This window comes from Streptomyces sp. NPDC001700, from assembly GCF_053596435.1.
In genome coordinates, this window is the sequence record NZ_JBSFGE010000052.1 from 1 (window position 1) to 18,365 (window position 18,365).

Annotated in this window: 3 protein-coding genes; all 3 read left to right on the forward strand. The window is 73.1% G+C overall.

Features of this window, described 5'->3' with window-relative positions; all coding sequences use genetic code 11:
• The coding region (locus ACWC5C_RS41505) for an SDR family NAD(P)-dependent oxidoreductase (protein WP_450884451.1) at positions 1–4,627 on the forward strand (4,627 nt) is incomplete at its 5' end.
• Positions 4,628–4,669: 42 nt separating this feature from the next.
• Positions 4,670–16,750: an SDR family NAD(P)-dependent oxidoreductase gene (locus ACWC5C_RS41510; protein ID WP_450884453.1), complete on the forward strand. Its 12,081-nt coding sequence runs from the start codon at positions 4,670–4,672 to the stop codon at positions 16,748–16,750.
• Positions 16,751–16,812: 62 nt separating this feature from the next.
• Positions 16,813–18,365, forward strand: a 1,553-nt coding sequence (locus ACWC5C_RS41515) for a type I polyketide synthase (RefSeq protein ID WP_450884455.1), incomplete at its 3' end; no start/stop codon positions are given.

Here is an 18,365-nt window from a genome sequence, read left to right on the forward strand (position 1 = left end):
TGAGATCGCGGCGGCTGTGGTGGCTGGGGCGTTGTCGTTGGAGGATGGCGCGAAGGTGGTGGCGCTGCGTAGTCGGGCGTTGCGTCAGCTGGCCGGTGGCGGGGCGATGGCGTCGGTCGGCGTGGGGGAGGAGCAGGTCGGACAGCTGCTGGCCGGGCTCGGTGATCAGGCGGCTGGTGTGGGTGTGGCGGCGGTCAATGGGCCGTCGTCTACGGTGGTTTCGGGTCCACCGGAGCAGGTGGCGGCCGTGGTGGCCGCCTGCCGGGAGAACGGTGATCGGGCGCGGTTGATCGATGTGGACTACGCCTCGCACGGTCCCCAGGTCGATGAGATCCGCGACGAGCTGATGCGCGTACTGGACGACATCCGTCCGATCGACACCTCCGGTACCGAAACCGCCTTCTACTCCACGGTGCACGGTCGCCGAATCGACACCACCGCCCTCGACACCGCGTATTGGGTGACCAATCTGCGGGAGCGCGTACGCTTCGCCGACGCGATCGAGGCGCTGCTGCTCGACGGGCACCGGGTGTTCATCGAGGCCAGCACTCACCCCGTGCTCACCGTCGGTATGCAGGAGACCTTCGAGTGGGCGAGCGTCGACGCGGTGACCGTGCCCACGCTGCGCCGCGACCACGGGGGTCAGGACCAGCTGGTGCGCTCCCTCGCCGAGGCGTTCGTCGCGGGCGTCCCGGTGGACTGGACGACCCTGTTCCCGGCCGAGCCGACGCCACGGACGGTGGATCTGCCCACCTACGCCTTCCAGCGCGAGCGGTACTGGCTGGACGGCCTCACCAGTCGGGGCGCCGACCCCACCGACCTCGGTCTCGTTCCCGCCGGGCATCCACTGCTGAGTGCCGCCGTGGAACTGGCCAACGGTGACGGCCGACTGCTGACGGGGCGGCTTTCGGCGCGTACCCATGGGTGGCTCGGCGAGCACGTGGTGGCGGGTGCGGTGCTGGTGCCCGGTGCGGCGCTGGTGGAGTGGGCACTGCGGGCAGCCGACGAGGTCGGTGCCGGTCGCGTGGAGGAACTGGCGCTCCAAGTCCCGCTGGTGCTACCGGAGTCGAGTGGAATTCGCCTGCAGATGGTGGTCGGGCCACCCGGGGCCGATGGGCGGCGCGAAGTGCACATGTACTCCCGTCCCGAGGGAGACGACCGGTCCGTGAACGCGTGGGTGTGCCACGCGGAAGGTGTACTGGGCGCGGCGCCGGAAGGCGAGGATGTGGCGGAAGGGCTGGGCGGCGTATGGCCCCCGGCGGGGGCGGAGCCCGTGGTCCTGGAGGACTTCTACGCGCGGGTCGCGGCCTCGGGATATGAGTACGGCCCGTCCTTCCAGGGGCTGCGCGCGGTGTGGCGCGACGGGGCGGATCTGCTGGCCGAGGTGGTGTTGCCGGAGGCCGCGGGGGAACACACCGGGTTCGGTGTCCACCCGGCGCTGCTGGACGCGGCGCTGCACCCCGTCCTGCTGACCGGCCAGGACACCACGGACAGGGTGTGGTTGCCGTTCACCTGGAACGGGGTGGCGCTGCGGGCCCAAGGGGCGACCAGCGTCCGGGTCCGGCTGTCGCCTCGGGAGGGCAGCGGCAAGGGCGAGCGGACGGTGCGGCTGACGGTGGCCGATGCGGTGGGTGCGCCGGTGCTGAGCGCAGATGCGGTGGTGCTGCGCCCGGCCAGTGGAGACCAGCTGCGGAGCGCCCGAATCCCGGGCGCGGATGGTCTGTTCGCCATGGACTGGACCCCCTTGCCGCTCGCGTCTGACGGCAGTGGCGGCGGTGACCCGAGTTGGGAGATTCTGGGTAGCGAGGCCACCCCGGACCTCGGCTCGCTGATTGCCGCGCTCGACAGTGGCACAGCGGCTCCTTCGGTCGTCCTGGCGTATCAGCCTGCAGTCGACGCATCGGCCGACATCGGCGCCATGGCGGCCGATGGGCTGGCGTCGGCGGAGCGGGTCTTGAAGCTGTTGCAGGACTGGCTGGCCGAACCACGACTGGCCGATGCCCGGTTGGCGCTGGTGACGCGCGGAGCCGTACCCGCCGATGACACGGGGAGTGTGGACGTACCCGGGGCCGCGCTCTGGGGGCTGGTACGCAGCGCACAGGCGGAGAACCCGGGCCGGTTCCTGCTGCTCGACCTGGACCCGGACGCACCTGGGGCCGATGACCGCAGTGTGCTGACCGCCGTCCTGCGGGCCGTGGAGACGGACGAGTCGCAGGTGGCGCTGCGCGCGGGGGAGATGTTGGTGCCCCGGCTGGTACGGGCCGTCGACAGCGGCGGCGATGGCTTGGTGCCCCCGGTGGGGCAGTCCGGGTGGCGGCTCGGGGTCGTCGGCGCCGCGACCGTGGACAGTGTGCGGCCCGTGCCGTGCCCGGAGGTGCTGGAGCCCCTGCGTGCAGGTCAGGTACGCATCGCGGTGCATGTGGCGGGCGTCAACTTCCGCGATGCGCTGATCGTGTTGGGGATGTATCCGGGGGACGCCGTGTTCGCGGGCAGCGAGGGCGCCGGTGTGGTCCTGGAGATCGGGCCCGGGGTGACGGACCTCGCCGTGGGGGACCGGGTGATGGGCCTGTTCGAGGGCGCGTTCGGCCCGGTGGCGGTGGCGGACGCGCGTACGGTCGTCCCCGTCCCCTCCGGCTGGAGCTTTCAGCAGGCGGCCGCGGCGCCCGTGGTGTTCCTCACCGCCTGGTACGGGCTGGTGGAGCTGGGCGGGCTGCGGGCGGGGGGAGCGGTGCTGATCCATGCCGCGACGGGTGGTGTGGGGACGGCGGCGGTGCAGATCGCCCGCCACGTGGGTGCGGAGATCTACGCCACGGCGAGTCCCGGCAAGCATGCGGTGCTGGAGGACATGGGCATCGACGCCGCTCACCGGGCCTCGTCGCGCGATCTGGATTTCGAGCAGGTGGTGCGGGAGGCCACTGGTGGCCGTGGCGTGGATGTCGTACTGAACAGCCTGGCCGGGCCCTTCGTGGACGCCTCGCTGCGGTTGCTGGCCGATGGTGGCCGGTTGCTGGAGATGGGGAAGACCGATATCCGTGATCCGGAGCAGATCGCGGCGGAGTATCCCGGGGTGCGGTACGAGGCGTACGACCTGATCGGTGATGCGGGACCGGACCGCATCGGCCGGATGTTGCGTGAGCTGGGTGAGTTGTTCGCGTCGGGTGTTCTGGTGCCGCCTCCGGTGCGGGCGTGGCCGTTGTGCCGGGCGCGGGAGGCGCTGCGGTATCTGAGCCAGGCCAAGCACACCGGGAAGCTGGTGCTGGACGTCCCGGCCCCGGTGGATCCGGAGGGCACGGTGCTCATCACCGGGGGCACCGGAACCCTGGGCGGTCAGGTGGCCGAACACCTCGTCCGTACCTGGGGTGTCCGCCATCTCCTCTTGGCCAGCCGCAGCGGTCCCGAGGCCCCCGGGGCCAAGGAACTGGCCATTCGGCTAGCCGAGTTGGGTGCCGAGGTACGTGTCGCCGCAGCCGATGTGGCCGACCCCGACGCCGTCAACGATCTCGTCGCGGGCGTCGACCCGGCACATCCGCTGACCGGTGTCATCCATGCCGCAGGTGTGCTGGACGACGCGATGCTGCCCGCGCAGTCCCCGGAGCGGCTGGCCCGGGTATGGGCCGCCAAGGCCACCGCTGCGGCCAATCTGCACGCGGCGACGGCGCGTCTGCGCCTCGGCACGTTCGTCATGTTCTCCTCCTTCGCCTCCGATCTGGGCACCCCCAGCCAGTCCAACTACGCGGCGGCCAACGCCTTCTGTGACGCCCTCGCCACCCACCGCCAGGCCGCCGGTCTGCCGGGGCTGTCGGTGGCCTGGGGACTGTGGGCGGCGACCAGCGGGCTCACCGCCCGGCTGGACACCGCCAACCTGGCCAGGATCGGGCGGCTGGGGATCACGGCCAACACCACCGAAGAGGGGCTGGCCCTGCTGGACGCGGCGTACCGCCACGGCCGTCCCCATCTGCTGGCGCTCAAGTTGGACACCCAGGCCCTGGCCGCCCAGGACACCGCCACCCTGCCCACCCCGCTGCGGGCGCTCGCGGTGACCGGTGGCAGCGGTCGTGTCCGGCCGACCGCTTCGGGTGGTGCCCAGCCGACGGACTGGTCCGGCAGGCTCCGCGGACTGCCGTCCCCCGAGCAACACCGGCTGCTGCTCAACCTGGTGCGCAGCCACGCCGCCACCGTGCTGGGCCACGCCGACCCCGCCACGGTCCACCCTGACGCGTCGTTCAAGGACCTCGGCTTCGATTCGCTGACGGGGGTCGAACTGCGCAACCGGCTCGCTGCGGCCACCGGGCTGCGGCTGCCAGCAGCGCTCGTCTTCGACCATCCCGAAGCGGCCGCGCTCGCCGAACACCTGCGCGGTCAACTCGCCCCGGACGACGCGGGGACCCCGGGCCGGGATGTCGTCCACCCTGTCTTCAACGAGCTGGTCAGGCTGGAGAACAGCCTGTCCGCCGTGGCCGTCGAGGAGCTGGATTCCGGGGCGGTCACGACCCGGCTGGAGACGTTGCTTTCGCGCTGGAAGGCGATGTGTCCCTCGGGTGACGACGGCGGTGCCGTGGAGCGGCTGCAGGTCGCGACAGCCGATCAGGTGCTGGATTTCATCGACAACGAGCTTGGCCTGTCATGACCGACGTGGCGCGCCCTTTCGCGGAAGGCCGGGTGACCCTCTGTGCCGCATGCTAATGAAGAGAAGCTGGTCGACTATCTGAGGCGAGTGGCAGGCGATCTCCACGAGACACGCCAGCGGCTCCGCGCCATGGAGGACCGCTCCCAGGAGCCGGTGGCCGTGGTGAGCATGGCCTGCCGGTATCCGGGCGGTGTGCGCACACCCGAGGAGCTGTGGCAGCTCGTCGCCTCCGGTGAACACGCCATGGGGGAGTTCCCCACGGACCGTGGCTGGGACCTGGAGAGCCTGTTCCACCCGGACCCGGACCACCCCGGAACCAGCCACGCCCGCGAGGGCGGTTTCCTCTACGACGCCGACCGCTTCGATCCCGAGTTCTTCGGCATCAGTCCGCGTGAGGCCGTGGCCGTCGACCCTCAGCAGCGGCTGCTGCTGGAGGTGGCGTGGGAGCTTCTGGAGCGCGCCGGAATCGACCCGGCCTCGCTCAAGGGCAGCTCGACGGGCGTCTACGCGGGGACCGCCCTCCCCGGGTTCGGCACGCCGCACATCGACAGGAGCGCCGAGGGCTATCTGGTGACGGGCAACGCCCCCAGTGTGCTGTCCGGCCGGGTGGCGTACACGCTCGGCCTGGAGGGGCCCGCGGTGACGGTGGACACCGCGTGTTCGTCCTCGCTGGTGGCCATGCATCTGGCCTGCCAGGCGCTGCGGCAGGGCGAGTGCGGTCTGGCCCTGGCCGGTGGTGTGACGGTGATGGCGATCCCGAATGTGTTCACCGAGTTCTCCCGGCAGCGGGGGCTGGCGCCCGACGGCCGGTGCAAGGCGTTCTCCGCCGACGCCGACGGCACCGCCTTCGCCGAGGGCGTCGGCCTGGTGCTGCTGGAGCGGCTGTCGGACGCCCGCCGCCACGGCCACCGAGTACTGGCGGTCATCAGGGGCTCGGCCATCAACCAGGACGGCGCCTCGAACGGCCTGACCGCGCCCAACGGCCCCTCCCAACAGCGGGTCATCACCCAGGCGTTGGCGAACGCGCGGCTGTCACCGGCCGAGGTCGACGTGGTCGAGGCACATGGCACCGGCACCCGGCTCGGCGACCCCATCGAGGCGCACGCGCTGCTGACCACCTACGGCCAGGAGCGGCCCGACGAGAAGCCGCTGTGGCTGGGGTCGGTGAAGTCGAACATCGGCCACACCCAGGGCGCGGCGGGCGTGGCGGGTGTCATCAAGATGGTCATGGCGATGCGGTACGAAACGCTGCCCGCCACGCTGAACGTCAACCAGCCCACCCCGCACGTGAACTGGGACGCGGGCGCGGTACGCCTGCTCACCGAACCCGTGGCCTGGCCACGCGACGAACGTCCGCGCCGGGCCGCCGTGTCCTCGTTCGGGATCTCCGGAACCAACGCCCACCTCCTCCTCGAGTCCGCACCGGCATCCGCATCGGACGGCTCGTCCGCGCGCCAGGCCGCCGAGGGCACGCTGCCAGGCAGCCGGGCGCTGCCCTGGGCGCTGTCCGCCCGTACCGGCCAGGCGCTGCGCGACCAGGCCGCCGCCCTGGCAGCCCATGCCGACGCCCACCCCCGGCTGTCCCTGGCCGACGTGGGCTGGTCGCTCGCCAGGACCCGTACCGCCTTCGAACACCGGGCCGTGATCCTGGGCGACGACCGCGACCAGCTGCTGACGGCCGTACGCGCGCTGGCCGACGGCCGGGACCACCCCGCGCTCACCCGCGCCGGGGCGGCTCGTACCGGCGCCACCGCGTTCATGTTCACCGGGCAGGGCAGCCAACAGCCTGGCATGGGCGTGGAGTTGTACGAGAGCTTCGAGGTGTTCGCCACGGCCCTCGACGAGGCTTGCGCGCATCTGGACCCGCTGCTCGGGCGTTCGCTGCGCGACCTCCTCTTCGCCGCCGAGGACACCGACGAGGCCCGCTCCCTGCACCACACCGGAGTGACCCAGGCGGCCCTCTTCGCCCTGGAGACCGCCCTCTTCCGGCTGGTGGAGTCCTTCGGGCTCACTCCCGGATATCTGACCGGCCACTCGGTCGGCGAAATCGTGGCCGCACATGTGGCGGGCGTGCTGTCGCTGCCGGACGCCTGCACCCTCGTCGCCGCCCGGGGACGGCTCATGCAGGCGCTCCCGGCCGGTGGCGCCATGGCCGCCGTCGAGGCCACCGAGGAACAGGTTCTCCCGCTGCTCAGCGGGCAGGCGGACCGACTCGCCCTGGCCGCCGTCAACGGACCCACCGCCCTCGTGGTGTCCGGCGCCGAGGACGCCGTCGAGGAGGTGGTGCGCACCCTCAAGGGGCGCGGCCACCGCACCAAGCGGCTGCGCGTCAGCCATGCCTTCCACTCGCCGCTCCTCCAGCCCATGCTGGACGACTTCCGCGAGGTGGCCCGCGCGCTCACCTACCACGCGCCGCACAACCCCGTGATCTCCAACCTCACGGGCGAGGTGGCCGACGCCGACCAGCTCCGCGACCCGGAGTACTGGGTACGCCACGTCCGCGAGCCCGTACGGTTCCACGACGGACTGCGCACCCTGCGCACCGAGGGTGTGGTGCGCTACCTCGAACTCGGCCCGGACGCCGTCCTCACCACCATGGCCGAGGACGCCCTGACCACCGACGGGACGGCACCGGAGACGGCGCCGGTGTTCGCCGCCGCCCTGCGCCACGGCCGCGACGAGCCCCGTACGCTGCTGTCCGCCCTGGCCACGATGCACATCGACGGCGGCACCGCCGACTTCTCCGCCGCACTCCCCGACGACGCGGGCCACGTCGACCTGCCCACCTACCAGTTCCAGCGGGAGCGCTACTGGCGGCCCGTCCCGAATGGCACCGCCGACGTGCGCGCCGCCGGGCTCGGTGCCACCGGCCACCCCCTCCTCCAGGCCGCCGTGGAAACACCCGATGGCGAACTGCTGCTCACCGGGCGACTGTCGCTGAGCACCCACCCCTGGCTGGCGGACCACACCATCGCGGACAGCGTGCCACTGCCCGGCACGGCCCTCCTGGAACTGGCCCTGCTCGCCGGTGCGCGCACGGGCTGCGACCTTGTCGACGACCTCACCCTGGAGACCCCGCTACTCGTGCCCGCCTCCGGCGCGGTGCGCATCCAGCTGGCGGTCGCCGCACCCGACGACACGGGCCGACGCCCGCTCACCCTCTTCTCCCGCCCCGAGGACCAGGACGACGATTCCCCCGCAGTCCAGGACACCTGGCGACGCCACGCCGCAGGCCTCCTCGCCCCCGCGCTCCCGGCCGCGACACCCGACCCGGCGGCACCCCCGGCGCCATGGCCACCGGCCGACGCGGTCCCGGTCGAAGTGGCGGATCTGTACCGGCGCCTCACCGAGCAGGGGTACGCGTACGGCCCCGCCTTCCGAGGACTGCACGCCGCGTGGCGGCACGGCGAGGACATGCTCGCCGACGTGCGGCTGGCCACCGAGCAACGTGGCGAGGCCGAGGGCTTCGGCCTGCACCCCGCCCTGTTGGACAGCGCGCTGCACCCGGTGGAGGAGCTGTTCAACGCCCACTACGCACCCTCTGACGGCAAGCCGGGCACCGTCAGGCTGCCGTTCTCGTTCAGCGGGGTACGGCTGTTCGCCACCGGCGCCACCCGGCTACGGGTCCGCATCACCCCGACCGGCCCCGACACCGTCGCGATCACCCTGACCGACGACCACGGCGCCGTGGTCGCCACCATCGAAACCCTCGGGCTGCGCGAGGTTCCCGCCGACCGCTGGCGTTCCACCCGCACCGATGACTCCCTGTACCGGCTCGACTGGCAGCCCCAGCCCCAGCCCCAGCCTCAACCACTGTCCGCAGGCCCACCGGCATCGGCCGACAGCTGGGCCGTCGTAGGCTCCGACCCCCTGGGCCTGGCCGATGACTCCGTCCACTACCCGGACCTGGCCGCACTGCAGGCCGCCATCGACGCGGGACTTCCAGCCCCGAGCCTCGTCATCATCCCGTGCCCCGGCCACGACAGCGCATCAACCGACCCTGACCAGATTCCCGCACAGGTGCGCGCGGCCGCCCATCAACTGCTGGACACGTTGCGCGCGTGGCTGACCGACGACCGGTTCGGCACGGCCCGGCTGGTGATCGCCACACGTGGCGCCGTCGCTGCCACCCCCGAGGACCCGCCCGCAGACCTGACCACCGCGCCCCTGTGGGGCCTGGTCCGCGCCGCGCAGGCCGAACACCCCGACCGGATCCTGCTGCTGGACCTGGACGGTGACACGGCCTCCCGCCACGTCCTGCGCGCCGCGCTCCCGGCCGCCGTGGCGGCCGGTGAATCCGAGCTGGCGGTACGGGCCGGGACCGTACGCGTCCCCCGCCTGGTCCGCGTCCACCCCGACCACGAGGCGCCACCGCCCGCCCTCGACCCGGACGGAACCGTCCTGATCACCGGCGGCACCGGCGCGCTCGGACGGCTGGTCGCCCGGCATCTGGCCACCGCCCACGGCGCCCGGCATCTGCTGCTGGTCTCCCGGAGCGGCCCGGCCGCGCGGGACATCGACACGCTCACCGCCGAACTGGCCGACCTGGGCACGGACGCGCGGGTCGCCGCCTGTGACGTCGCCGATCCGCACGAAGTAGCCGAACTGCTGGCCACGATCCCCGCCGACCACCCCCTGACCGCCGTCGTCCACGCCGCCGGGGTGCTGGACGACGGCGTGGTCACCTCGCTGACCCCCGAGCGGTTCGACGCCGTACTCGCCCCGAAGCTCGACGCGGCATGGCATCTGCACCGGCTGACCCGTGAGATGGCTCCGGCGGCGTTCGTGTTGTTCTCCTCCGCCGCCTCCCTGATGGGCAACGGCGGGCAGGCCAACTACGCGGCCGCCAACATGTTCCTCAACGCCCTCGCCGAACACCGCCGTGCCGAGGGCCTGGTGACCCACACGCTGGCCTGGGGGCTGCTGGCCTCGGCCGGTGGCATGACCCACGACCTCGACGACGCCGACCTGGCCAGGATGGCGCGGTCCGGCGTCGCCCCCATCGCGGACGACCAGCTGCCGGTGCTGCTGGACACCGCGCTGACCAGCCCGTACCCCGTCCTCGTACCGGTCCGCTTCGACCTGCCCGCGCTGCGCGCCCGGACCGCCACCGGGCCACTGCCGCCCGTACTGCGGGCCCTGGTGCCCAGCCCCGCCCGGCGGCCCGCCCAGGACACCGGGGCGGTGCCCTGGGCCGAACGGCTGGCCGGTCTGCCCGCCACCGAGCAGGACCGTGTCCTCGGCGAGCTGGTCCGCGCCCAGGTCGCCACCGTGCTCGCCCATCCGGCACCCGAGGCCATCGAGCTGGGCCGGGCCTTCCAGGAACTCGGCTTCGACTCACTCACCGCCCTCGACCTGCGCAACCGGCTCAACGCGGCCACCGGGACCCGGATTCCGGCCACCGTCATCTTCGACTATCCCACCCCCGACGCCCTGGTGGCCTTCCTGCGAGAGAAGCTGACCGGGACCCGCGCCGCCACACCACTCGCGCCCGTGGCCGCCGAGGTGGCCACCGACGACGATCCCATCGCCATCGTCGGCATGGCCTGCCACTATCCGGGCGGTGTCGGCTCGCCGGACGACCTGTGGCGGCTGGTGTCCGAGGGCGTGGACGCGATCGGCGAGTTCCCCGCCGACCGTGGCTGGGACCTGGCGGGGCTCTTCGACCCGGACCCGGACCACACCGGCACCAGCTACGCCCGCGAGGGCGGATTCCTGTACGACGCCGCGCGGTTCGACGCGGACTTCTTCGGCATCAGCCCGCGCGAGGCCCTGGCCACCGACCCGCAGCAGCGGCTGCTGCTGGAGACCGCGTGGCAGGCCTTCGAGAACGCGGGCATCGACCCGGTGACCCTGCGCGGCAGCCGGACCGCCGTGATCACCGGCGTCATGTACGACGACTACGGCAGCCGCTTCCTGGGCCGTACCCCGGAGGGCGTCGAGGGCCGCCTGATGACCGGCAGCACCCCGAGCATCGCCTCCGGACGGGTCGCGTTCACCTTCGGCCTGGAGGGGCCCGCCGTGACGGTGGACACGGCGTGTTCGTCGTCGCTGGTGGCCATGCATCTGGCGGCCCAGGCGCTGCGCCAGGGCGAATGCACCCTTGCCCTGGCGGGTGGTGTGACCGTGATGGCCACGCCGAACACGTTCGTCGAGTTCTCACGGCAGCGCGGACTGGCCACGGACGGCCGCTGCAAACCGTTCGCGGCGGCGGCCGACGGCACCGGCTGGGGCGAAGGCATCGGACTCCTCGTCCTGGAACGGCTGTCGGACGCCCGGCGGAGTGGCCACCAGGTGCTGGCCCTGCTCCGGGGTTCGGCCGTCAACCAGGACGGCGCGTCCAACGGCCTGACCGCGCCGAACGGCCCGTCGCAGCAGCGCGTGATCCGGCAGGCGCTCGCCACCGCCCGCCTCACCCCGGCCGACATCGACGCGGTGGAGGCCCACGGCACCGGAACAACGCTCGGCGACCCGATCGAGGCGCAGGCGCTGCTGGCCACCTACGGCCAGGAGCGGCCCGACGAGAAGCCACTGTGGCTCGGGTCGGTGAAGTCGAACATCGGCCACACCCAGGCCGCCGCCGGGGCCGCGGGCGTCATCAAGATGGTGATGGCGATGCGGCATGGCGTACTGCCCGCCTCCCTGCACATCGACGCGCCGAGCCCGCATGTGGAGTGGGAGGACGGCGTACGGCTGCTGACCGAGGCGGTGGAGTGGCCACAAGGCGAGCGGCCCCGCCGGGCCGCCGTGTCCTCCTTCGGCATCAGCGGCACCAACGCCCATGTGATCCTCGAACAGGCTCCGGAACCGAACCCCGTCGCCGACCCCGCCACCCACCACCGCGTGGTGCCCTGGGTGCTGTCCGCACGCGGCAGCGCGGCGCTGCGCGAGCAGGCCCGGGCCCTGGCCGCCCACCTCGCCACCGCCCCCGCCGCCACCCCTGCCGAGGTGGGCTGGTCACTCATCAGGACCCGCACGCTCTTCGACCACCGGGCCGTGGTCGTCGGCGAAAGCCACGCGGAACTGTTGGCCGCGGTGGAGGCGCTCGCGGCCGACGAAACACACCCGGGCGTCGTGCAGTCCGGCCCCGCCCCCGACTCGCGTGCGACCGGCCCCGTGCTGGTGTTCCCGGGGCAGGGATCGCAGTGGCCGGGGATGGGCGCAGAACTGCTCGACACCTCACCGGTGTTCGCGGAGCGGGTGGCCGCCTGCGAACGGGCCCTGGCCCCCTACGTCGACTGGTCCCTCACCGACGTACTGCGCGGCACCGAAGGCGTCGCCGATCTGAGCCGCGTCGATGTCGTACAGCCCGTGCTGTGGGCGGTCATGGTGTCCCTGGCCGCCGTATGGGCCGGTCATGGCGTGAAACCCGCCGCCGTCGTGGGCCACAGCCAGGGCGAGATCGCCGCCGCCTGCGTGGCCGGGGCGCTCTCGCTGGACGACGGCGCCCGCATCGTGGCCCTGCGCAGCCGGGCCCTGCGGCGGCTCGCGGGCGGTGGCGCGATGGCCTCCCTCGGCGTGGGCCAGGAGCGCGCCGAGAGGCTGCTCGCCGACCTGGGCGAGCGCGCGGCCACGGTGGTCGTGGCGGCCGTCAACGGACCCGCGTCGACGGTGGTGTCAGGCCCGCCCGAGCAGGTGGCCGTGGCCGTGGCCGCCTGCCGTGACACCGGTGGACGGGCCCGGATGATCGAGGTGGACTACGCCTCCCACAGCCCCCAGGTCGATGAGATCACCGACGAACTCACCCGGTTGCTGGACGGAGTCCACCCCGCCCCGGGGCCCGGGACGGGCGTGGTCTTCTACTCCACTGTGACCGCGGGCCCCGCCGACCCCGCCGGACTCGACACCGGGTACTGGGTGCGCAACCTGCGCGAACAGGTGCGGTTCGCCGATGCCGTACGGGCCGCCCTGACCGCTGGCCACCGCGTGTTCATCGAGGTCAGCACCCATCCCGTCCTCACCGTCGGCATGCAGGAAACCTTCGAGGAAGCGGACAGCGCCTCCCTCGCCGTGCCCACCCTGCGGCGCGACCACGGCGATCTGGCCCAGCTGGTGCGCTCGGTGGCGCAGGCGTTCACCGCCGGGGTCGAGACGGACTGGACCACCCTGTTCCCGGCCGACCCCACGCCCCGTACCGTCCCGCTGCCGACGTACGCCTTCCAGCGCGAGCGCTACTGGCTGGACGGAGCGGACGCACGCGGCGGCGACCCCGCCGACCTCGGGCTGACCTCCGCCGACCACCCCCTACTGGGTGCCGCCGTCGAACTCGCCGAGGGCGACAGCCATCTGCTCACCGGCCGCATCGGGACCGGCGGCGGCCACGGCTGGCTGGCCGAACACGTGGTGGCGGGCGCGCCCCTGGTGCCGGGCGCCGCGCTGGTCGAATGGGCGCTGCGGGCCGCCGACGAGGCCGGGTGCGCCGTGCTCGACGAACTGACACTGCGTACCCCGCTGATCCTCCCCGCATCCGGCGGGCTGCGCGTCCAGGTGGCGGTGGGCGCGGCCGACGAGGACGGCCGCCGCGACGTACGCGTCTACTCCCGCCCGGACGCCGACGCCGCCGACGCCGCCATCACCTCCGACGCCTCCGGCACCGATGGCACCTGGCAGTGCCACGCCGACGGCGTACTCGCCCCGCCCCGGGCCCACCCGGCGCCCGAGCCCTCCGGGGCATGGCCGCCACCGGGCGCGGAGCCGGTGGACACGGACGGCTTCTACGCGCGGGCCGCCGCCGATGGATACGCGTACGGGCCCGCCTTCCAGGGCGTACGCAAGCTCTGGCGGGACGGCTCCGATGTACTGGCCGAGGTGGCGCTGCCCGAAACCGCCGGCGAGTGGCGCGGATTCGGCATCCACCCCGCGCTGCTGGACGCCGTACTCCACCCGGCCGCCCTGCTCACCGGTCAGCCGCCCGGACCGGACGACGACGGCCTGTTGTGGCTGCCGTACACCTGGAACGGAGTGTCCCTGTGGGCCGCCGGTGCGACCACCGTACGGGTACGGCTGTCGCCGGACGAGCGGAGCGCGGAGGGCGAGCGGGCGTTGCGGGTGACCGTGTCCGACGCCGTGGGCGACCCCGTCCTCACGGTCGACTCGCTGGTGCTGCGCCCCGCCCGTACGGACCAGCTGCGCACCCCGGGCCGCCGTGGCGCGGACGGACTGTTCACCCTGGACTGGATCCCGCTGCCGGGGACACCGGAGCCGGTGGCCGATGGCGGTGACAGGGTGGTGCTGGGCCCGGCGGACTGGGACACCGCGGGCGCGGTGTGCCACCCGGATCTGGCGTCGCTGCTCGCGGCGGTCGACGGCGGCGGGCCCGTCCCCTCGGTGGCGTTGACGGGTGTCCCGGCGGCGTCGGCGGCCACTTCGGATGAGGGCATGGACGCCGTCCAGCGCATGCTGAGCCTGCTGCAGGCGTGGCTGGCCGAACCTCGCCTGACCGACGCTCAGTTGGTGGTCGTGACGCGAGGTGCCGTCGCGGCCGGTGCACCGGACGGGGACGGCCCCGGCCCCGGCCCCGGTGCCGTGGACGCGGCAGGTGCGGCGGTGTGGGGGCTGCTGCGCAGCGCGCAGGCCGAGAACCCCGACCGGTTCGTCCTGCTCGACCTCGACCCCCGTGGCCCGGCGGAAGCGGAAGCACCGGGCGCAGGTGTCCTGGACGGTGTGCTCTGGGGCGTTGGAATGGCCGAACCACAGGTGGCGGTGCGCGCGGGCCGGGTGTGGGCGCCACGGCTGATGCGCGCCGGGGCCGCCGGAAGCGGCGGCCTGGTGGCCCCGGTGGCGCAACCGGCCTGGCGACTCGCGGTGGAAGGCGCCGCGACCATCGAGAACGTGACCCCCGTGCCCTGCCCCGAGGTGCTGGAGCCACTGGGCCCCGGCGAGGTCCGCGTCGCGGTCCACGCCGCAGGCCTCAACTTCCGTGACGCCCTGATCGCGGTCGGGATGTATCCGGGCGGCGGGGTGTTCCGGGGCAGCGAGGGCGCGGGCGTGGTCACGGACATCGGCGCCGAGGTGACCGGAATCGCCGTGGGCGACCGCGTGATGGGTCTGTTCGAAGGCGCCTTCGGTCCGCTGGCGGTGGCGGACGCGCGCATGGTGGTGCCGATCCCGGAGGGCTGGACCTTCCAGCAGGCCGCCGCCGTACCGGTCGTGTTCCTCACCGCCTGGTACGGGCTGGTGGACCTGGCCGGACTGCGGTCCGGCGAGTCGGTGCTCATCCACGCCGCGACCGGCGGCGTCGGCATGGCCGCCGTCCAGATCGCCCGCCACCTGGGAGCCGAGGTGTACGCCACGGCCAGCCCCGGGAAACACCCGGTGCTGGAGGACATGGGCATCGACGCGGCACACCGGGCCTCGTCACGCACTCTCGACTTCGAGACCGGGCTACGGGACGCCACCGGCGGCCGTGGCGTGGACGTGGTGCTGAACAGCCTCGCCGGACCCTACGTCGACGCCTCGCTGCGGCTGCTGGCCGACGGCGGACGGCTCTCGGAGATGGGCAAGACCGACATCCGCGACCCGGAACACATCGCCGCCACCCACCCCGGTGTGCGCTACCGGGCCTTCGACCTGGTGCCCGACGCCGGACCGGACCGCATCGGCGAGATGCTGCGCACGCTGTGCGAGCTGTTCACCGCCGGAGTGCTGCGGCCCGCGCCCGTACGGACCTGGCCGCTGAGCCGGGCGCGGGAAGCGCTGCGGCAGCTCAGCCAGGCCCGCCACACCGGCAAGCTGGTCCTGGACGTACCCGCCGCTGTGAACCCGGACGGCACGGTGCTCATCACGGGCGGCACCGGCACGCTGGGCGGTGTCGTCGCCGAACACCTCGTACGCACCTGGCAGGTCCGCTACCTGGTGCTGGCGAGCAGGCGCGGTCCGGACGCACCGGGCGCCGCGGAACTGACCGCCCGCCTCCGTGAACTGGGCGCACAGGTGCGCGTGGCCGCGGTGGACGTCACGGACGCGGCGGCGGTGGCGGAGCTGGTGGCGGGCATCGACGCGGAGCATCCGCTGACCGGTGTCATCCACGCCACGGGTGTGCTGGACGACGCGGTGCTCACCTCGCAGACCCCGGAGCGGGTGGCGCGGGTGTGGGCGGCCAAGGCCACGGCGGCGGCGCATCTGCACGCGGCGACGGCGGATCTGCGGCTCGGCATGTTCGTGATGTTCTCCTCGGCGGCCGGGGTGCTCGGCAGCCCAGGACAGGCCAACTACGCTGCCGCGAACGCCTTTTGCGATGCCCTGGCCGCCCGCCGCCGGGCCGAAGGACTGCCGGGGGTGTCGGTGGCCTGGGGGCTGTGGGCCGACGCCAGCGGGATGACCGGCCACCTCGCCGAGGCCGACCTCGCCCGGATGGCCCGTACGGGCGTCGGCGCCCTCGCCACCCGGCAGGGCCTGGCCCTGCTCGACGCGGCCGTCCAGCACGGCGGCGACCTGCTGGTGGCGGCCGACGTGAACACCCGCACCCTGGCCGCCCTGCCCGCCGAGGGCCTGCCCGCCATCCTGCGCGCACTCGCCACCACCCGTGGCGGTGGCGGTGGCGGTGGTGGCGCGGGACGGCGTACGGCGGCGGCCGCCGAGGCGGGACAACCCGCCGACTGGGCCGACCGGCTGGCCGGGCTGTCGGCGGCCGAGCGCCACCGACTGGTGCTGGGCCTGGTCCGGGGACACGCGGCCACCGTGCTGGGACACGCCGATGTGGACGCGGTGCAGGCCGAGGCCAGCTTCAAGGAGCTGGGCTTCGATTCGCTGACCGCCGTGGAACTGCGCAACCGGCTCGCCGCCGCCACCGGTCTGCGGCTGCCCGCCGCGATGGTCTTCGACTACCCCGAGGCCGCGGCGCTCGCCGAATACCTGCTGGAACGGCTCGCACCCGACGACGTGACCACCGCGGGCCGGGACGGGGTGGACCCCGTTCTGGGCGAGTTGGCCAGGTTGGACCACGCCCTGGACGCCCTCGCCACCGACGAAGAGGGACGGCTCAGGATCGCCAAGCGGTTGAGCGGACTGCTGGCGAAGGTGAACGGCGGACCGACCGAGGCGTCCGGCACGACGGACTTCGACGCCCTCGAATCCGCTTCGGACGACGAGATGTTCGCGCTCATTGACCGTGAACTGCCCTGATGGAGGAGCGAGAACAGATGCCAGGTACGGGGACGGGTAACGGTACGGGTACGGGGACGGGGATGGGCAACGGTACGGGGACGGGGACGGGCAACGGTACGGAAGACAAGCTCCGCCAGTACCTCAAGCGGGTGACGGCCGATCTGGGGCAGACCCGTCAGCGCCTGCGCGAAGCGGAGGAGCGGGCCCAGGAGCCGGTGGCCATCGTCAGCATGGCCTGCCGCTTCCCGGGCGGCATCGCCTCCCCCGAGGACCTGTGGCGCCTCGTCGCCTCCGGCCAGGACGCCATCGGGGACTTCCCGAAGGATCGCGGCTGGGACCTGGAGGGCATCTACCACCCCGACCCGGACCACTCCGGCACCAGCTACGTCCGCCGGGGCGGCTTCCTGCGGGACGCGGGCGGATTCGACGCCACGTTCTTCGGCATCAGCCCGCGCGAGGCTCTGGCCGCCGAACCGCAGCAGCGCCAGCTCCTGGAGGTCTCTTGGGAACTGCTCGAACGCGCCGGGATCGACCCCACCTCCCTGAAGGGCACCTCGACCGGTGTCTACGCGGGCGCCGGAATCCTCGGTTTCGGCACCCCGCACATCGAAAAGGAGGCCGAGGGCTATCTGCTCACCGGCAATACGCTCAGCGTCGTCTCGGGGCGGGTCGCCTTCACTCTCGGCCTCGAAGGACCCGCCGTGACCGTGGACACGGCGTGTTCCTCATCCCTCGTCGCCATGCATTTGGCCTGCCAGGCGCTGCGGCAGGGCGAATGCACCCTGGCCATGGCCGGTGGCGTCACGGTGATGACCACCCCGAACACCTTCGTGGAATTCTCGCGCCAACGCGGACTGGCTCCTGACGGCCGCTGCAAGCCCTTCGCGGCGGCCGCCGACGGTACGGGATTCTCCGAAGGCGTCGGCCTGCTGCTCCTGGAACGGCTCTCGGACGCACAGCGCAACGGACACCAGGTACTCGCGGTGCTCCGCGGCTCGGCGATCAACCAGGACGGCGCGTCGAACGGCCTCACCGCGCCGAACGGCCCGTCGCAGCAGCGTGTGATCCGTCAGGCCCTCATCAACGCCCAGCTGTCCTCCGCCGAGGTCGACGCCGTCGAGGCCCATGGCACCGGCACCACCCTCGGCGACCCCATCGAAGCGGACGCGCTCATCGCCGCGTACGGTCAGGACCGCCCCGCCGACCAGCCGCTGTGGCTGGGCTCGTTGAAGTCCAACATCGGCCACGCACAGGGCGCCGCGGGTGTGGCCGGTGTCATCAAGATGGTGATGGCGCTGCGCCACGAAATGCTGCCCGCCACCCTGTACGTCGACGAGCCGACCCCGCACGCGGACTGGACCGGCGGCGCGGTACGGCTGCTGACCGAACCGGTGGCGTGGCCGCGCGGCGAGCGCCCGCGGCGGGCCGGGGTGTCGGCGTTCGGCATTTCCGGCACCAATGCGCATGTGATTGTGGAGCAGGCTCCGGAGGTGTCTGAGCGGGTTGAGGTGGCTCGGCCTGTTGAGGGTGTGGTGCCGTGGGTGGTGTCGGGGCGGAGTGTGGAGGCGTTGCGGGGTCAGGCGGGTGCGTTGGTGGCGCGGGTGGCTGATGCGGAGTTGATGCCGGTGGATGT